The 15,369-nt window shown below is 44.9% G+C and carries 8 protein-coding genes; 4 read left to right on the top strand and 4 right to left on the bottom strand.

Annotated features, from left to right (window positions below; all coding sequences use genetic code 11):
• The first annotated feature begins 32 nt into the window (after positions 1-32).
• The 3 genes from xrtG to SWOL_RS11150 are packed head-to-tail and all read left to right on the top strand — an operon-like array spanning position 33 to position 3,704.
• Positions 33-1,196 carry an exosortase family protein XrtG gene (xrtG, locus tag SWOL_RS13760; RefSeq protein WP_207635294.1) on the top strand — a complete coding sequence of 388 codons (1,164 nt, stop codon included), beginning with the start codon at positions 33-35 and terminating at the stop codon, positions 1,194-1,196.
• Complete coding sequence (locus SWOL_RS11155) at positions 1,189-2,547, top strand: TIGR03111 family XrtG-associated glycosyltransferase (RefSeq protein WP_011641540.1); 1,359 nt, start codon at positions 1,189-1,191, stop codon at positions 2,545-2,547. The genes xrtG and SWOL_RS11155 overlap by 8 nt, the downstream gene beginning before the upstream one ends.
• The gene (locus tag SWOL_RS11150; protein ID WP_011641539.1) at positions 2,544-3,704 is read left to right on the top strand and encodes a glycosyltransferase; all 1,161 of its coding nucleotides are present in this window, start codon (positions 2,544-2,546) and stop codon (positions 3,702-3,704) included. Before SWOL_RS11155 ends, SWOL_RS11150 begins: the two co-directional genes overlap by 4 nt.
• Here SWOL_RS11150 and SWOL_RS11145 read toward each other — a convergent pair.
• From SWOL_RS11145 to SWOL_RS11130, 4 genes are all read right to left on the bottom strand, one after another.
• Positions 3,685-6,336 carry a 6-pyruvoyl-tetrahydropterin synthase-related protein gene (locus SWOL_RS11145; protein WP_041427557.1) on the bottom strand — a complete coding sequence of 884 codons (2,652 nt, stop codon included), beginning with the start codon at positions 6,334-6,336 and terminating at the stop codon, positions 3,685-3,687. The genes SWOL_RS11150 and SWOL_RS11145 overlap by 20 nt on opposite strands.
• A 241-nt stretch (positions 6,337-6,577) precedes the next feature.
• Positions 6,578-8,746 (bottom strand): hypothetical protein, encoded by a 2,169-nt coding sequence (locus SWOL_RS11140; RefSeq protein ID WP_011641537.1) that lies wholly within the window; start codon positions 8,744-8,746, stop codon positions 6,578-6,580.
• A 201-nt stretch (positions 8,747-8,947) separates the two neighbouring features.
• Positions 8,948-10,297 (bottom strand): phosphomannomutase/phosphoglucomutase, encoded by a 1,350-nt coding sequence (locus SWOL_RS11135; RefSeq protein ID WP_011641536.1) that lies wholly within the window; start codon positions 10,295-10,297, stop codon positions 8,948-8,950.
• A 465-nt stretch (positions 10,298-10,762) separates the two neighbouring features.
• Complete coding sequence (locus tag SWOL_RS11130) at positions 10,763-12,484, bottom strand: hypothetical protein (RefSeq protein ID WP_011641535.1); 1,722 nt, start codon at positions 12,482-12,484, stop codon at positions 10,763-10,765.
• Positions 12,485-13,248: 764 nt separating this feature from the next.
• Between SWOL_RS11130 and SWOL_RS11125 the strand changes: the two genes are divergently transcribed.
• Positions 13,249-15,216 (top strand): methyl-accepting chemotaxis protein, encoded by a 1,968-nt coding sequence (locus SWOL_RS11125; RefSeq protein ID WP_011641534.1) that lies wholly within the window; start codon positions 13,249-13,251, stop codon positions 15,214-15,216.
• Positions 15,217-15,369 lie beyond the last annotated feature (153 nt).

The following is a 15,369-nucleotide window of genomic DNA, read 5'->3' as shown; positions in this document are numbered from 1 at the left end:
CCTGGCTAAAAGTCCTTTTAGGCATTATTTTAATGTTGCTGCTGATATGGCTCTTTCCCCCGGGCAGCTGGCTGGTGCCGGATTTACAGTTGGATGGGCAATTTGCCGATTGGCGCGGGCGAACTTCTCTCTCCGATCCTGCTGGCGATGGACGCAGCGGTAATGATTTGAAGAAGATATCCTGGGCCACCAATGAGAACGATGGGCGCTTGTACTTTATGATCGAGCGCTATCTACCGGAACCCCGCAGCCATAGAATGGAGTCTTGCCTTTTTTTTGATCTCAACAGTAACGGAAAATATGATGATAAGGTAGATAAATATGCCGAGATTTTCTACCGCCCCCAGGGTTTGCAAAGAGGAGATGTGAGCGTATACCTGTATTCCATGGAGGGTGATCTCAAAGGAAAATATACGGGTCGTTGGGGGGAAGGAACTGGCTCTACTACTTCCCGCCTGGAGTTCGCTATTCCTATGGAGGATCTGGAGGCCTACCCCGCTCAGTTCCTGCGTTTTTACCTGGCGGATATCAGCGGTAGGAGTGACCGTCTTCCCGATCAGGGTGATATACAATGGGCTCCTTTCCCCGTAGTATCAAAAAGTCGCCCCACTATTGCTGTATTTTTCTTGCTATGGCTGGCCCTTACCCTCTTTCTTTATCATCACCGGCTCTGGGTGTTTTATTATATTTGGGCAGCGGTGGGATTATGTTGTTTGCTGGTCTTGCTTTTTCATGCTTCTCTGGTGGAGTATCGCCTGGAACAGTATACCAGTCTCATTCTGCATCATACCCTGGATTATCTGGGTATTGTAACCCGTATATTTGATCGTTCTCCCGGAACTTTGCTGGTTCTTATTAAAATAGATTCCAGTTGGACCACCATAGCCATAGATATTGAGAATTCCGGGCTGCTGGAAATCTGCATTATTTTCTCATTGATTATTTTTTATCCAGTTCAGCCCTGGCGTAAAAGAATTCCGGCGGCTCTGGGGGGAGCTTTGGGAATCTACCTGATAAATCTCATTCGGCTATTGCTGGTAATTGTCATAATACATAGCGGAGGTCGGAATATGAGCTTTATTGCTCATACTCTATTTGGCCGCCTGTTTTTCTTCCTGCTGGCGGTGGCTCTTTACTGGCAATTGATTACCCGGCCGTCTTTGGAAAAGATACGGAGGAATGTAAAAAATGATTGAAATATGGCTGGAGAGAATACTGGCATTTGGATTATTCTGGGGTATATGGTTGATGGTACCCTTGCTGGTGGATGTATCTACGGCCATGGTCTATTTCATCAGTTTTCTCAACAACAGGAAGCAGAAAGTGGAGAAAAAGGAAGAACTCTTTTTCTTCCCTTATGTAACCGTGATAATTCCAGTCCATAATTCGGCAGATACCCTGGGCCATTGTTTGGACTCCATAGCCAGGCAAACTTATCCCCGGGAATCCATCCAAGTCATCTGTGTAAATAACGGCAGTGAAGACGAGAGTTTTGATATTTTCCAGCGTTTTCAATACCGGCACCCGGAAATGTCAGTTATGTGGAGTTCGCTGGAACGGGCGGGAAAATCCATTGCGCTTAACGCCGGTGTGTATTCCGGTCATGGCAGCTACATGATGAATGTGGATTCGGATACCTGGCTGGACCCTGATGCCATACTTAATGTGGTCAGGGTCTTTGAAAAGGATCCCAGCCTGGCGGCAGCTACCGGTTCAATCCGGGTGGATAAAAAGCTGGGTGAGGGTAGCAGTTTTATAGACATGATAAATTACTGTGAAGTTATTGAGTATATTGTAGCCTTTGACATTGGTCGCCGTTACCAGGATCTGAAAAACTCTATTTTTACTCTTTCCGGTGCTTTTTCCGTATTCCGCCGGGACATAATTCTCCAGACTTTTCTATATCAGACCCGCACGGTTTCTGAAGATACCGATCTTACCTTCAATATACGCCAGGCCATTGAGGCCGGTGAGGGGCGGATTGGTTTTATTTCCGATGCCATAGCCTATGTGGAACCGATTGAAAATTTGAGTCGCCTCTATTCCCAGCGTCTACGCTGGCAGCGAGGGGAGATGGAAGTTACCGGGCTATATTATGAGAAAATTCCCGGAATTTTTGGGGCCTTGTTCGATTTTGTGGGCAGGATACTGATTTCGGATCATACCCTGGCCTTTTCGCGCCTGGCCTGGACTTTTTTGCTTCCCTTCTTGTTCTTCTTGGGTTATCCCCTGCCTACAATTGTGGTGGCGATGATAGGGATGTATATCTGCTACATTATCCTGGAGAGTTGTACTTTCTATATTGCTTATAAAGGTTCGGCCCCGGAATTCCAGAAAGAATTGCAGAAAATATGGTGGATTATTCTATTTATGCCAATATATCGTTACCTGGTTTACTGGTTTCGCCTGGCCGGGATCATTGCTGCCTTGACCGAAGAAAAGAGCTGGAAGACCCAGAACCCGGTAATGCAACTACAGTCAATACTCCAGGCCTATGCCGGAGAGCTTAAAGAAGAAATTTCCAAAAGAAGGCAGGTGAATTCGTGAAAACATGCAGATTAAGTATAATAATCCCAACTTATAATGAGAGGGATAATGTACTCAGAATTGCTGAACATATTGGTAATACCTTAAAAAACAGCTATGAGATAGTGTTCGTTGATGACAGTAATGATGATACCCCGGAGATACTTCAATATTTGAGCAAATCGGACCCACATTTAAGGTTTGAACACCGGCATAAGGAAAGAGGACTTGGAACCGCTGTTGTTAGAGGATTTGAAATCGCTAGTGGTGATGTTATCGCAGTTATGGACGCAGACCTGCAGCATCCCCCGGAAGTGCTTCTATCCATGCTCAAGGCTATTGAATCAGGGGCAGATATCGTCATTCCCAGCCGTTTTATTCCTGGAGGAAACGATGGAGGTTTAAAGCTGCATCGAAAAATAGTATCTGCAACCGCGAGATATATTGGCAAAGCTTTGATTAAAAAGCTACGCCCCATTAGTGATTCAACCAGTGGGTTTTTTATGTTTCGTAAAGATGTAATAAAAGAAGCTGAATTACAACCTATAGGGTGGAAAATCCTGATTGAGGTACTGGCTCGCGGAAAATATACCAGGGTTATTGAAATTCCCTATCAATTTCAAGCGCGTACGGCTGGTGAATCAAAAATGTCTGCTCAGGAGCAATGGAACTATATTCGGCATCTAATGAGGTTGGTTAAGGATAGCCCTGAAGACAGGCGGTTTTTTTATTTTTCTTTAGTTGGACTATCAGGTGTATTTGTCAATATGTTAATTTACTTTTTTTTAACCATGCTCAATTTAGAGGTTAGAATTGCCGGATTTTGTTCTGCTTTTGTAGCCATGCTGGTAAACTTTGTTCTAAATGATAAGATTACCTGGGCCTATGTAAAAACGAATTCTGTATGGAGTAGGGGAAGCAAATACATTATTACTTCCCTGATAGGAATAGGAATAAATGTTGGGGTTTTGGATTTTTTTTATTACCAATTGCAATTTAATCACCTGCTATCAAACTTAATCGGGATTTCTTGTGCAGTTTTTTGGAATTATACCATTAACAATCTATGGACCTGGTCTACCGCCAAGCATAATAATACTATTATTGAAAGATGGACGGTTCAAAACGGGTGTGAAAGTTCAGTGGAGAAAACGGGGTCTAAATGTCAATACTTTTAATCTCCCGCTCTATTTTGGCCATAATTTTCTCATACAGTTGATTGAAATATTCCCAGCGTATAAATAATAATGCTGCTATCAAGAGGCTAAAAATGGATAATCCAATGCCTAACCACCCCACCCAGGTCATTCCATAATGAAAAACCACTGAATGTTGCCCGGCAGGGAGGTCTAACAGTATAAGGTTTTCTTGGTTTTGAACAAGCAGGGGTTGGCCATCAATTAATGCCTTCCAGCGGGGGGTATAGGTTACAGATACAACAACCCTGGTTGGTTGGGTAGATTTGTATGAAAAATCAAAGCCATCATGTCTCCAGTGATCATTATTTATAGGAAAAGAAAGCGGTATAATACTTTTATTAGGTTTACCCAACTCCATAAGTTGCATGAGCAATGAGTATATTTCCTTGCTATCACATGACTTTTCTGATAACCCGCGGCTCCATTTTACAGATGAATCAAGATGCATTCCCAGGCACATTCCAACAAAATAGACTTTATTTCCTTTTATATTTTTGTAGCCTATAGCTGGTATGTGTTTGCTAGAGTCAACTACTTCCATCCATACTCCGTCCAGGTTTCCCATAGCAGGAAATTCACCGATTGGGTCTGCTTGAAGGAGAAAACTAGTCTTAATAGGGCTGATTTCAGTGGATATTAACTGGGCGTTTTCCGCTATGTTTTCCCAATAGGGAATAATACCAAAAAGTGGCCACACTTCCGTATGGCCCATTTCTACAAATACGGTTTTACCAGTTTCCGCCAGTTGTGACACCAGATCCTGAAAAAAGTTAAAATCCTTAATCTGAGGCTCGCTTAAATATATAAGGCGAAATTTCTTTAAATCCTCCAAGGAATAGTCTTCTAAATAACTGGAAGTACCTTGAACCAACCAGGGGAAGCTTATTACCAATCCGGGCGAACCCTTACCAATAGCAATGGCATTTCGTTCATCCTTCATGAAATATGACGAAGGGGAGGGATTAACAAACAGTGTTTTAATATTATCCGCAGTATATTCTTTAAAACCATAACATAGAAGGCTTTTTTTGATCGTACAGAAATCATTCTGTACGATAGCTGAACGTACATTCCACTGCATTAGGTTCTTTGTTACATAATCACCACAATCTGCTTCAACCGCAATATTATGTAAGCGTATTGCTCTATTGTGGGGGGTACCCTCAATATTCCAGCCACTGGTAATGTGAAAACCTTTAAGCATAGGGAAGTATGTAGTATCCGGCCCACATATCAAAAGCCAGGCAATTCGACTGTTATTAAAGTTCTTGTTATTGGAAGGCAGCAAGTTAATCACCGCTTGGGTATCGGTGAAAGATCCATAGGAGATATTAGCCTGTTTAGGATTTATATCAATTGCAATTATGACAATAATGATAGCGAGTACCAATAACCTGAGTATCCTGTAAAGCCCGGATTGCATTTTTGACCACAGTTCCCATAAGAATACTGTACAAAGTATAGCAGCTAGAATCGCAGCAAAACTTAATACTCTTCCAGGAAGGATATTTTGATAAGAAGGAATCAGTCTAAATAGGGATATATGGTAGCCAAAGGACAAAACGATAGTTACTATTAGTGCAAAAATGAAAGATATAATTAGCTCATTGGTATCAATGCGGAAACTAGTGTTGTCCAAATATAGAACAGCTTGTGTACGGTTCTTTTTTATAAACAAGACAGAGCCAAGGGATAGTAGTAAAATAATAGGACTGAAATAATGAAAAGAGTTCGAGCCGGGATAAAACCAGTCAAAATAAGCGGTGTAGTGGAGCATATTTTCAGGCAGCATATAAGGTAGTGATGGGTTTTCTAGATGGGTAACTCCTGGGACCCACCAAAAGGATGCTAAAGCGGCTCCCAGGCCAATAGATACCGACCAGATTAAAAAGGTTTTTAATTTAGTCCGGCGCAGCACAACCAGCATTAATACCAACACTCCCATAGCTAAACAGGTAATAAAAGCATGCATAGCATGGGAAAGGATAAGACATGCACTAAGCAAAACAATTAGGACTGCCCTGGAAGGACTTCTTTTTTCAATAAAGAGAAGAGTGGCTACTAGCAACCATGGCGATAAGGCAAAGATGGGTCCTTGAGCAATTACGCCTTCTGAGGCCATCGACCTAAGTATAAAAGGTTGCAGAACATAAAGTATTCCCGCCGCTATCCCTATTAAGGAACCCCAATAACGATAACATATATACCATACCCCCATAGCACCTACCAGTAAATAGAAGAATACTGCAAACTTAAAAGTAATCATTATATTGCCAAATAACATTTGTACTGGAGCAAGAAGGAAATAAGAAAGAGGCGGGTAATACTGAACCACTGAAGCCCCGTTGTACCAATAGGGAAACCAGGAAGGCCACTGGAGGCTTTTCAGGCACTTTGCAATATATTCGACTTTAGCCAGGTGTCCCAAGCCATCAACAGTAACTGGATAATAGCTATTGGGTGCCGTCATTAATGGCCAGAGGGCAAAGACCAGGACTAGCGAAAACAACAGAACAGCAATTATGCCCTGGGTGTGAAGTTTCGATCCGAGCCCCCATCTATTTTGTAATTCATCGTCATCAGTAATTCTTTGCGTTTGCTTATGAGCCATAAGAACTATCCATGCTCCTTGAGTTAAATTATCAGCTGAAGGAAAAAATCCGCCAGTATATTTCGCTTATTGGGCAATAATGGCTCCAGAAGTTTTGCCTAAGCGGCTGAATCGGCAGCTACTTGGAGTCGTATAACGAGGCGAAATATACTCCCATTTCTTTAAGCGGTCGTCCTATTAACAAAACAGGCGGCGGGTTCCCATCTCCTGTATCCTTGCGGTGCAGTGTCGAATTTGCCCCTCAGTTTCTTCCCTTGCTTAAAAAAGACTTGAGGATATAATAGCTTTCTTTATAGCGCTCGTGAAAGCTGGGCATATCCCAGTCTTTCCACTGGTAGGACAGAACTTCTCCTTTATAGGCGATTTGGGAATTATCCGGCTTAATACAAAGCAACTGAATGTTAAGACTCGGCGAAGTGGTAGCGCTGAACTCGCCCAGATTTTGACGATGGGGATAGGCCCATACCTGGTGAGTGCTGGGGTCGGTAAAACCCAGCATCATCCAGGGAATGCGGAATTCAATCAGCTTTTCTCCGCAATAATAATCACTCAAACTGTTAAAACCAGGGGAAGCAGGATGGCTGTTCCCATGAAACAGTTTACCTATTTCTATTTCTTCAAACGGAATGGTTTTTTTAGATGCTGGTAAATACAGTTCGCGGCTCAAGCATAATTTCCAGGGCAAGAAAATTCCATTGTTTTCCTGGATTAATGATTGATCAAAGGGAATCATTTTAAGTACCCGTCCATAAAGATAGCTATGCTGGTCATAGGCACTGGCAACCATTAGGTTAGCTTCATCCTGGTCTTTGATGGAAAGCAAGAATTCAGCTCCCTGATCGAAGGAAACAGCGGGTACAGTCAGGAATTTGTTGCCTCCGGGCTGGTTGTCAAAGGCGATTAGAAGTTCTTCTTCATTCCAGTTCCATCCGGTGGGATTTTCTATGGCCAAATATAAATAGGCTTCATCACTGCTGGCCATAAGCTTGAGTTTATCACCGCCGGTAGTTTTCTCTGCTGCATTGATACGCTTCCAATCGGCTACTTTTCCATCCAGGTAAATGCGGGCACTCTTTCCTGGTTCAACCGCTACCAGGCCGAAGTTTTCCTCATTGGTTAAACGATTTAGCCACATAGGGCGTCTTTCAGATGGTATTTCCAGACTCATAGTATTCCAGGTGTGTTTGAACCATTCATCCTGCCAGGAAAAAACAATGCCGCCAGCCAGGTTTGCATTTTTCATGGCCTTAAACATGGAGACAATCATCTGTCCTTGTTCCTTTTCATTGTGCATGCCCTGGTTGCGTTCCAGAGGCCCCCGGTGGGCCATCCCCCTGGAAGATGGTACGCCAAATTCCGCCACCAGGAGCGGTATTCCGGAGTGTTTTTCTTTCAATTCCAAGAGGTAAGCTTCATAAGGGTCTTTTTGCCCGTCCTTATTTAAGTAATCCAGATAATCCTTCTGGTAGCGAAGGCTATCAGGATAGTAGGGGTATATGTGATAGGCGGCAAAATAGCCAGCCTCCCACTTACTGCTGGGAGTGATGTGAAGGGGGTCTACACTGACCAGGTCTTCTTGTTCAAAGGGTTCGTCCGGGTGAGAAAGCGGGTCAGTGGTGACCCAGTTGACAAATGAAAGCGGGTGTTGCCAACCCTGCCTCGTTTCCGCATCGGCCAGTATATCCAGAGACTGAGCCAACCAGGCTTCAAAAGGGCTTGCTTCAGCTGTAGTTGAAAAATACTGACCATTAAATTGTTTTTTATCCGGATGGTTTTGGTTGGTTTTATCCACCATAAATGGATCCCACTCAGAACCCAGCATCCAGGCCATAAGATACGGAGCTACATTAGTGTTATATATGCCGCTGGCTTTTCCCGGTACTCTTGGAATCTCGCCCAGCCCATATACGGCTTTTACCGCCAAGGCGATTTCCCGGTGAAACTTGTCAGTAATCTCAGGCAAGTAGGCATCTTGTTGGCTGATTAGTTCTTCTTCCGGAGACCAGATGCCCTGTATCAGCCAGAGTTTATTACTGGCATCCTTATTGTGGTCAACCAGGGCCTTATAAAAATGCGGCGGCAGAATGGTATAAACCCTTAAGGAATGAATGCCCAAATCGTCCATTCCGGCAAACCAGCGCCGGTAATCATCATAGCTGGGGCTTAATTCCCCGGGGTGATGACCGGCTGTGGTGGCTCCCAGGTTCACGCCGAAACGAAAGCCCTTATCCCATTTCCCATCAATATATAGACAGATATCTTCACCATCCACCCGGCTAAGCATTTTTATCTTATCATCATTCTCATAAACCGTTGCTTGCTTTAAGGGCGAGGAACAGGCTGATAGTGTTAAGATAGTTAAGATAATGAAAGAGGAAAAAAATGCTAGAATTATACGAAAACTTTTCAAAATAACAACCTCCGGAAATTTCTTTAAGCATCGGAAGAAATCGCTTAAGCAGTTTCAACGCACTGTTGCAACGAGGCGGGGGATTAGAACCTGCCGCCTGTTTTGTTAATAGGAACCCAAGCGCTTAAAGAAGCACCCTGCGGGCACCACTGATGTTCGCTTCGCTCACTATTAAGGATGCGGGGGATATATTTTGCCTCGTTATACTTCCAGGAAGGCAAACAACTCTGCTTTAATCCTCTCCAGCTCTTCCGGGGTTCCGGCTTCGCAGCGCACTATAAGCTCCGGTCCGGTATTGGAGGCCCGAACCAGGCCCCAGCCGCCGGGGAAGAGAATCCTGGCCCCATCTATATCTATGACCTCATGGTGATTGCGGTAATGCGAGAGTACCCGCTCGACCACCGCGAATTTCTCGCTATCGCTGCTTTTCACCCGGAGTTCGGGGGTGGCATGGTAGCGGGGTACATCAGCCAAGAGCTCATTCAAGCTCTGCTCACTGTGGGATAAGATACGCAAGAGCCGGGCGGCAGCATAGAGAGCATCATCATAGCCATAGTATTCATCCGCAAAAAACATATGCCCGGACATCTCCCCGGTAAACACTGCTCCTATCTCTTTCATCCTGGCCTTAATAAGGGAATGACCGGTTTTATAAATAATAGGCTTGCCTCCCAAACGATTTATCTCATCTATCAGGGACTGGGAGCATTTGACCTCTACTATGCAATCAGTTCCTGGGTAGCTGGGCAGTATCTCTCGCCAGAAAAGGATCATTAACATATCTCCCCAGATAATATTGCCCTCAGTATCCACTACCCCCAGGCGATCTCCATCTCCGTCAAAACCTATGCCCAGGTCAGCCCGTTCCGCCTTGACTACCTGGATTAAATCCTGGCAGTTCTCAACCTTAACCGGATCCGGATGGTGATTAGGAAAGCTCGGGTCCGAGTCACAGTAAAGCTCGATCACTTCACAGCCCAGTTCCCTGAATAAACGAGGAGCAATAAAACCGGCGGTGCCGTTGCCGCAGTCCACCACCACTTTAAGCTTCCGTTCTCCCAGCTTTATCCTTTTCATAATATCCTGCTGGTAAGCCGGGCTGATATCATAGAAGCTCAGATTCCCTTTATTGGTACTGCTCGTAAAACCTCCGGCTTCAGCCAGCTCAGCTATTTTTAAAATATCCTCTCCATATATGGTGGAATTGCCCAATAGCAGCTTGAAACCATTATCCTCGCCTGGATTATGGCTGGCAGTTATCATCATCCCCGCGTCAATATCCAGGTGACGAGAAGCAAAATAAAACATAGGAGTAATTACCTCTCCTATGTCTACTACATCCAGGCCGGATAGCAAGAGTGTTTCTACTACCAGTTCCCGAAAGCGCGGCGAAGAAAAACGGTTATCGCGGCCCACGATTATCTTATCACGGCCCCGCTCCTGCACATATTTTCCGAAAGCCGCGGCTATTGCCCTCACCGCAACTTCATCCAAATCTGTACCTACCCTGCCTCTGATATCATACATACGAAAAATAGACTGGTTAATCATACTTATCCCTCCATTTATACACTATTTTATACACTATTCGGTTCTTTTCTTTTTTAAGGCATCCAGCAAACTCCTGGGAGGGTTTATACCCCTGCCTATTAACGGTCCGGCCTTTAAGCATCGGAAGAAACTGCAGGAAAGTTGCAACACAGATCTGCAACGGAGTGGGGGATTAGAACCCGCTGCCTGTTTAATAAGAAAAGTGAGGAGTAAGGGGTAAGGGGTGAGGGGTTTAAGTCATCTCCTACTACATCTTAGTATTCAAGCACTTACTAACTCACTCTTCATTAGTGGTTGCGGCCCTCACCCTTCGGGTACTCCTGGTGTTCCACCCTGCGGGTGTCACTATTAAGGTTGTGGCCATAGGGGATTAGTTAATAGGAACCCAACCGCTTAGCACCCTGCGGGCACCACTGATGTTCGCTTCGCTCACTATTATGGATGCAGGGGACATATTTCACCTGGTTATATCCGGCAGGACTTGAGCTCGATAAAGACTGCGTTTTGGATGAATGGAGCTGCCACGACATAACAGGGGTTGTCATCCCGCTGCACCTCTTTTGCTATATGGTTAATATAGTCTTCGCTCCGATAAACTAGCTCAAAGCGCAGTCCCTCGGATTCAACAGCCTGTTTAATGAGATTCAGGTCTTGGTCAGAAGAGAGGTCCGGCTCCTCCAACTGCACTATGGTTCTTATTCCCAAGCCGGCCAGTGTACGCAATTCAGCTGCTTCCGGCTGGCGGCCCAGCAGCAGGTGTTCAGTAATAATATCTACTTTATGCCCGCCGATTGAAGCTGGAATATTATCCCGCTTGAGCCCATAGTAACGGCTGCCCAGAATAGAAGCCACCTGACTACAGTATTCCGGGGAAGGGAAGCCATAGAAGAAGCATACTCCCAAAGTCTTGGGCAAAGCTTGAATATAGCTTGCCGCTGCAGCAGGAGAGATATTTTCATCCAATTCCAGCGCTTCCATATGGGTGATACCAGCCTTTTTAAGTTTATCCATCTCTCCAAGAGCAGGCCGGGGGCCCAAAAAGAGGTTATAGCTTACTCGAAACACTGCTCCTCCTTGCAACTGTTCTGGGAAAGCCTTGCCCATATGCTCTAAATCTCCGCCCCGCAGTAATCCATCCAACAAAAGGTTTTTTTCCGTAATGAGAAATCCATGTACATAGATTTTATGCTGGCTGTTGGCAATATATTGGACCAGTTCCAGCAATCCCTGGTAAGCAGTGCCTTGCTTCCGTACCGGCATAATAGTATATTTCAAGCCCATTTCCTGACAATTTTTCTCTTCGCGTTTTATCCAATTTAGATCCCCGGGATTTTCCGGATCGAGGTCAGCAATAATTTCCTTAAATTGCCCCCTTTGAATTAGATGAAACCACTCTTCATCGGTGGGATAAGGACCCATTATGATGCGGCTGTTCTGATAAAAATATAATTTTCCCCGTTCCAGCCTGGTCTTGTATATGCATTCCTGGGTTTCCTCGTTTTCCGGTTCCTGTCCCATCAAGACCCGTTTAATAAGATCGGCCCGGTGTTTGCCCAGGTAACAGTGAACATAATAGCGTTTATCGCTTGACTCCGCCAACTCCATGGCCCGCTGTATGGAATCCTGATTTTCGCTCACCCAGGGAAGCATCGGCAAGGAGTGTATGGTGATGCCAACTTCTTTTCCGTTATCAATTTCTTGTTCCAATAGTATTTTTTCAAACGGAATCATAGGGCTTAAAAGGGAAATAACCCCATCGTAGCCCTCGGCTTTAAGCTCTCGCAAACGAGGTTTATCAGGATAAGGGCCAAAAGAATAGCGTTCGCCCGGTTCTGATACTGTACCCTGAAGCCGGGCTATTACCGGACTTCCAGTGGTTAATAGGAAGTAAAAAACCACGGCAGCCATCAAGAACAAAATCCCCAGGATTAGATATATAAACGATGTCGGCGGTTTTTCCCGGATCAACACTTTACGGAAAAAGCAGCGAGTAACCCAGGCGGTACTTAAGGCCCACAAGATTATAATGCCGGTCATAGCTATGTTGATAAGGGTTTGAGAAATTCCTTTTTGGACCAGCAGCTCTTCTACGGGGACATTTACCAGAAAAAGAAAGCCCACACCCAGCAAGAAACCCGCCAAACCCATAAACAGCCCGGTTAATACCAGCAGCCTAGTCCTGGACATAGTCTCCCCTCCAATAGTAATCATCCTATAACGAGGTGAAATATATCCCCCGCATCCATAATAGTGAGCGAAGCGAACATCAGTGGTGCCCGCAGGGTGCTAAGCGGTCGCCTATTAACAAAACAGGTGGCGGGTTCTAATCCCCCACCTCGTTGCAGCGCTGTGTTGCAACTGCTCCGCAGTTTCTTCCGATGCTTTAAAGGTTTTATGCAGGATTCAGGCTATTATTCCGCAGGCAATTAGTTATTTCTACCAGTAATGATAGCAAGTAGTAGTATTATTGGTCAAATGAAACCTTAATTCTATACAAAAAGTTATTAATTTTCATTAGCTTGTATAACGAGATGAAATATGTTCCTCGCTTCTTTAAATAGCCGGGTTCCTATAACAAAACAGGCGGCGGGTTCTAATCCCCCACCTCGTTGCAGCAGTGTGTTGCAACTGCTCTGCAGTTTCTTCCGATGCTTAAAATCCAATACCTTGCTATAGTGCCTGACAGCATATAGCTTTGATATTAATAGTACAATCTTTTAAGTAAAAAGGAATACAAGTATATTTATGGAATAACGATATTATAATGAGGTGAAATATATTCTCCGCATCCATAATAGTGAGGGAAGCGAACATCAGTGGTGCCCGCAGGGTGCTAAGCGTTCACCTATAACAAAACAGGTGGCGGGTTCTAATCCCCCACCTCGTTGTAGCGGTGTGTTGAAACTGCTCCGCAGTTTCTTTCGATGGTTTAAAGCAAAGGAGGGTTAGAAATGAGATTTTACCATAGTTTGAGGTTTAGATTGTTAATAGGGATACTACTGCTTTGTTTCCTGGCCTCGATTGGCCAAAGCCTGGTTTCTTTTTGGAGTGGGAAAAATGTTCTAACTAGTGAAATAACCGGTAAGTGCCAGCAAATAGCGGAATCAACCTGCCAGGTAATCGATACCTATTTTGCCGGCAAGCTGGAAAAGCTCGATACCCTTAGCAAAATCAGTCTGGTAAAAAATATGCAGGAAGAGGAGATTATACCGACTTTAGCTGGAATTATGACAGCTGAGTATGACAATATCTATGTTATATGGCCGGATGGTTCCACCGTTACTGACAAAGGGGAAAGACCACAACTGGCTGACCGGGATTACTTTAAACTGGCTATAAAGGGTCAAGCTAATATTGGCACACCAATTTTTTCCAAAACTACCGGCAACATGGTGGCACCGATTGCAATGCCCATTTTCCAGGGGCAGCAAATAGTGGGGGTCTTGGGAGCAACCTTAAAAATTCAAGAATTAATTGATGTGGTCAACCAGGTTAAGATAGGCGACACCGGTTATGCCTATTTGATTGACCGGGAGGGAATTTTTGTAGCCCATCCCCAAAGCGAGTTTATTCTGGAGAGCAACCAGTTCGAGTTAGGAGAAGAACTGGCTGCCATAGGCCAGAAAATGATTGCCGGGGAGTCCGGGATAGTAAATTATAAATATGAAGGAATGGAAAAATATATGGCCTATGCTCCGGTTAAGAGCACCGGATGGGCTTTGGGTGTAACTGTACCCGTAAAAGAAGTAAATCAGCCTTTGAACGATATGATGCAAAAAATTATTCTGATTACTGTAGCAACTCTAGCTCTGGCTTTCTTGATAATCTGGTTTTTAAGCGGGAGCTTTACCCACCCGGTTCTGGCCATGGTGGGTATTACCGAACGGCTATCGCAAAGGGATTTAACCCAGGAGATAAAAAGCAATGATTCCACGGAAATCGGTCTGCTGATGAATTCCCTGGGGGAAATGAATGATAATCTCCATCAAGTTCTGGGGCAGATGGCTGCCAGTGCGGAAAGACTGGCAGGGCTGGCGGACGGCCTTTTCAGCGGTGCCGAGCAGAGCGGTAAGGCTTCCGAGCAGGTGCATGCTAGCGCTGAGGAAGTAGCGCGGGCCGCGGCTACCCAGGCGGAAGACGCCCAGAAAACCAGTGTGTTAAGCCGGCAAGTGGGAATGGCCATGCAAAATGTAAGCCAGGCCACGGAGGATATGTCGCAACAATCTATACATTTTAAAGACATAGTAGCCCAGGCTACTGGCTTGATGTTGCAGCAAAAGGAGAAGATGGATCAGACCGTGGAAAGCACGGTTAATGTCTCCGAGGTGATAATGGACTTGGACAACAAAACCCAGGAAATTGGGGAGATTATAAGTGTTATTACCAATATAGCCGGGCAAACCAACCTTCTCGCACTTAATGCGGCTATAGAAGCTGCCCGGGCAGGAGAATCTGGCCGAGGTTTTGCCGTAGTAGCGGAAGAAGTCCGGAAACTAGCCGAGGAGACCGGTAGTGCTACCCTGAATATTGGCAACATCATAAGCGAAGTACAGGCAGGAGTAGAACGAGTAGTAGCAGAAGTCCAAAAGGTAGAGAAGCAAGTCAGGGAGCAAGGAAGTTCTCTGGGAGAAAGTGTGGGAGCCTTTAGAGAAATAGAAAACGGAGCCGGGAAGATGGATAACTCTATTCAGGATATATCGGCTACTTTTGAGGAAATTGTAGCCTCGGCTGATGAGATTATACAGGCTATAGAAAACATTTCTGCCGTAACCCAGGAGTCGGCAGCATCGGCTGAAGAAGTAACTGCCATAAGCCAGAACCAGTTGGCGGCAGCCCAGAATATAGTACAGGTTAGCCAGGAACTGGAGACCCTGGCCGCAGAATTAAAAAAGGTTACCGGTACTTTCATACTCAGGTAGGGAACGACCCCTGAATCAGGTATGACAGGGGACGGGGTTGTTGACACATTCGCTAGCGATTGTGTCAACAACCCCGTCCCCTTTTATCTGCTTTTATCTGTTCTTGATACAAGCGCTACCCCGTCTCCTTTCTTCTGCGGGTTTTTTTAGATA

Origin of the sequence: Syntrophomonas wolfei subsp. wolfei str. Goettingen G311, assembly GCF_000014725.1 — a bacterium.
GTDB lineage: Bacteria > Bacillota > Syntrophomonadia > Syntrophomonadales > Syntrophomonadaceae > Syntrophomonas > Syntrophomonas wolfei.
The sequence above is the reverse complement of the archived record's forward strand: the minus strand, read 5'-3'. Positions and strand labels throughout refer to the sequence as shown.